The organism is Streptomyces calidiresistens (assembly GCF_014141525.1).
Lineage (GTDB): Bacteria > Actinomycetota > Actinomycetes > Streptomycetales > Streptomycetaceae > Streptomyces > Streptomyces calidiresistens.
Map to the genome: position 1 here is coordinate 1 of NZ_VKHS01000886.1, position 2,094 is coordinate 2,094.

2 protein-coding genes are annotated in these 2,094 nt (G+C 75.0%); one reads left to right on the forward strand and one right to left on the reverse strand.

Annotation, left to right across the window (positions count from 1 at the left end; all coding sequences use genetic code 11):
• Positions 1–53 precede the first annotated feature (53 nt).
• Entirely contained in the window at positions 54–401 is a 348-nt protein-coding gene (locus tag FOE67_RS23790; protein ID WP_182666893.1) for a WXG100 family type VII secretion target, read from the forward strand.
• 83 nt (positions 402–484) lie between these two features.
• On the opposite strand, the gene FOE67_RS23795 is transcribed toward FOE67_RS23790, so the two are convergent.
• On the reverse strand, positions 485–2,094 hold a 1,610-nt coding region (locus FOE67_RS23795; protein WP_267133363.1), incomplete at its 5' end, for an FtsK/SpoIIIE domain-containing protein.

A 2,094-nucleotide genomic window follows, 5' to 3' on the forward strand; every position in this document is an offset into this window, starting at 1 on the left:
CCCCCGCGCCCGGGACCCCGGCGCGCCACCCCGCACCGCCCCACGGAGGAACCATGGCCAGCGACGCCAATATCAATATCGATTACGCCACCATCGAGGCCACCGCCGGCACGATGGGCACCAAGCTCTCGGACATCGCCACCGAGCTGACCGAGCTGAAGACCACCGTCGAGGGGCTGCTCCAGAACGGTCTGGTCTTCGAGCAGGCCAGCGAGGCGCTCAAGGAGGCGTACGAGTTCTTCACCACCCAGATGGAGACCTCGGCCAACAACATCGGCGAGTACGCCAAGCTGTTCCAGGAGATCTCCACCGAACTCCAGAACTCCGACTCCGACATGGCGAACGACATCCGTTCCTCGCTGGAGCAGAGCCGGGCCGAGGCCGCCGAGGCCAACGCGTAGCGTTCACGCGGCAGCGCACGCGGCGCGGCCCGCCGCCCGGGGTTCCGGGTGGCGGGCCGCGCCGGGGGCGGTGCCCGGAGGACTCACCCGTCGCCGAGCACGGTGAGCGGCACCTGCACCGCCAGCGGCCCCCCGTGCGGGCCGGCGGTCCACGCCCGGCCGGGCGGCAGCGCCATCCGCACCTGCTCGCCCGACATCCGGCAGCCGATCAGCTCCCCCTCGACGATGGACTTCGGGGAGGTGAGCAGCCCGCGGCGGACCCGCTTCAGCTGCCCCACCCAGCCCAGGTTGCCGGTGGCCTCGGCCGTGCAGCCCACCAGCAGGGCCTGGCCACGGTCCCGCCCGGAGGCGAGCACCCGGCGCAGCACCTTGTCGGCCGCGCAGTTGGCCAGGAGCTCCGCGTCGTCCACGACGAGCACCGTCGGCCGGCCGCCGGTGGCCTCCAGCGCCTCCTCCACGTCCGCCGCCGAGGGGTCGGCGTCGGTCAGCACCCGGGCCAGGTCGTGCGCGGCCAGCCGGCGCAGCTGCGACTCGCGCGGGGCGAGCACCACCAGGGAGGTGCCGCCCATCAGCAGGGAGACCGCCATCGAGGCCAGCGCCGTGGTGCGTCCGCTGCGCGGCGGACCGGCGACGACGAACGCGCCGCCCTCGGCAGCGAAGTCGAAGCCGATCGGGCCGGCGTCGTCGCCGCCGACCCCCACCAGGGCCCACAGCGGGCGTCCGCTCTCCGTGGGCAGCCGCTCGGCCGCCTGCTGGAAGGTGAGCGAGCCGGGCAGTTCGGCGATCGGGAAGGGGCGCCGGTCGGCGGGGATGTCGCCGTCGCGCCTCGCCGCCTCCCGGGCGATCCGCCGCAGGGCCTCGGCCTGGTCGGGGACCCGGTCGGTGTCGGGGGCGTCGGGGGCGCCGTCCCGGCCGTTGTCCGCCCCGCCGTCCCGCTGGTCGTCCGGGCCGGGCAACAGGGCGATCTGCGTCTCCAACCCGGAGGGGGCGTGCCAGGCACGCCCCTCCGGGACGTGGGTGGGCAGCCGGTCCCGGCTCAGCCCCACGTGGAAGTAGTCGCCGGCCTCGGCCTGGCGCAGCAGCAGCCGTTTGTCGTTGTGCGCGCCCAGCCGGCCGGCCAGCAGCAGCCGCTCGGAGGTGGCGATGACGTGCACGCCCACCGCCGCGCCCTCCCGCAGCAGCCGCACGACCTCGCCGTACAGCCGCCCGCCGTCGTAGTCGTCGAGCAGGCCGCTGAGCGAGTCCCAGCCGTCGATCAGCAGCATCAGGTGCGCCGGGCGGCGGGTCCGGGACAGCTTGCCGCGCAGCTCGGTCCAGCTCGCGCAGTCGTGCTCGGAGAGCAGCCGCTGGCGCCGGGTCAGCTCGGTGGAGAGCCGGTGGAGCAGGCGCTCCAGCCGCTCGGTGTCGTGCCGGGAGACCACCGCGCCGCAGTGCGGCAGGGCGGACAGCGCGGCCAGGCCGCCCCCGGAGGAGTCCACGCAGTACAGGTGGACCTGCTCGGCGGTCAGTGTCGTGGCGATCGATCCGGCGACGGTGCGCAGCACCTGGGTGCGACCCGACCGGGGGGTGCCGATCACGTACAGGTGGCCGAACTCGGCGAAGTCGATGACACCGAGCCGGCGCTCCTGGCGCTGCGGCACGTCGTACAGCGCGTAGGGCACCACCGGCAGCCGGCCGGGCGGGGTGGGGGGCG

Excerpts from the sequence above, each read along its gene's own strand:
- FOE67_RS23790 (WP_182666893.1), top strand. The coding sequence starts at position 54 with ATGGCCAGCGACGCCAATATCAATATCGATTACGCCACCATCGAGGCC.